The organism is Gammaproteobacteria bacterium, from assembly GCA_003696665.1.
In the GTDB taxonomy this organism is placed as follows: Bacteria; Pseudomonadota; Gammaproteobacteria; order Enterobacterales.
Genome location: RFGJ01000166.1, coordinates 1 through 1,020, shown reverse-complemented (window position 1 = coordinate 1,020; position 1,020 = coordinate 1). Strand labels below are relative to the sequence as shown.

Annotated in this window: 2 protein-coding genes; both read left to right on the top strand. The window is 49.9% G+C overall.

All coding sequences use genetic code 11. The annotated features are described in order from the left end of the window. Window positions 1-390: hypothetical protein (locus D6694_04950; GenBank protein ID RMH45255.1), on the top strand; the 390-nt coding region annotated here is incomplete at its 5' end. A gap of 201 nt (window positions 391-591) precedes the next feature. Beyond that, the gene (locus D6694_04945; GenBank protein RMH45254.1) at window positions 592-870 is read left to right on the top strand and encodes a hypothetical protein; all 279 of its coding nucleotides are present in this window, start codon (window positions 592-594) and stop codon (window positions 868-870) included. Window positions 871-1,020: the final 150 nt, after the last annotated feature.

The following is a 1,020-nucleotide window of genomic DNA, read 5'->3' as shown; positions in this document are numbered from 1 at the left end:
GCGGCGACAGTGCACTTGACGGCGCAGGAGATACGGTATGTGGATGAGGTTGTTGCCAGACAAGTGGCAAAGAAACTGGGACAGAGAACCATCTTAGGGGTGTCGTCTGCGGCCAGCGGTCTCTTTAGCGCCGGCTTCCAGTACCTCAATGATTATAACAATCCGTATTTAACGGGAGAACAGAAACTTCGAAGGGCAGGCATATCTGGTTTTGTTGGCTTTGGCGCGGCCATTGTTGGTGGAGGCGTTGGCTTTTTGTATGGCGGCCCAGTAGGCCTTGTAGTTGGTTTTGGGTTAGGGATCGCTGGTGACTTGTGGGTTTCACCAACAATATTTGAGCATATAACAGGGGATGTACCCAAGCGCAATCTCGCCCCTCTTTATTATTGATGAAGGGGGCGACTGATGAGCTATTACCTGATACTTTTTGGCCTTTTTTCGTTTGGATTTGCCCTGATTCTTTTAGGCATTATATTACGCTTGGGGAGATTCCGCCCAATGTATACGCTTCGGAGTATACCAGTTTACGCTCAAAGAGAGGTTCTTAACTTGAGCATACCTATCGGATTAGGTTTCTTGACTATAGGATTGATGGGGGTATTCCCTGAATTTAAAGATCCGTTGACCTACCCACTTTTGTTTCTTTTTCTGACTACTGTGGTTTTGGCAGTCTGGCAACCGTGGTGGCTCAAACCGGCGTGGTTACGTTGGATGGAGGACAATTATGGTCACGTCTTGGAAGAAATGTTTGCCGAAGCGCGGGCAATGGGGCGTCGGGAGTGGGCGGAACAGGTAAAGACCCAGGAAGGCTTAGAACGCTGGGCCGACAGCGTGGCAAAAAAGCACGGCTGGCGGCGGTTGCAGCGGTGAGGTTCGTGATATTACATCACCAAACGCTACCACGCTGGCGACGGCCAGCTCGCCCTCCGAATAGACGACGCCCTGATTAATTGTGAATGGTGAAGGATGAACGGTGAATTGTGAATGAAAGATTACCGCACACGCTCCATTAACAATTCT

Coding starts and splice junctions, on each gene's coding strand:
- D6694_04945 (RMH45254.1), top strand. CDS start 592: ATGGGGGTATTCCCTGAATTTAAAGATCCGTTGACCTACCCACTTTTG.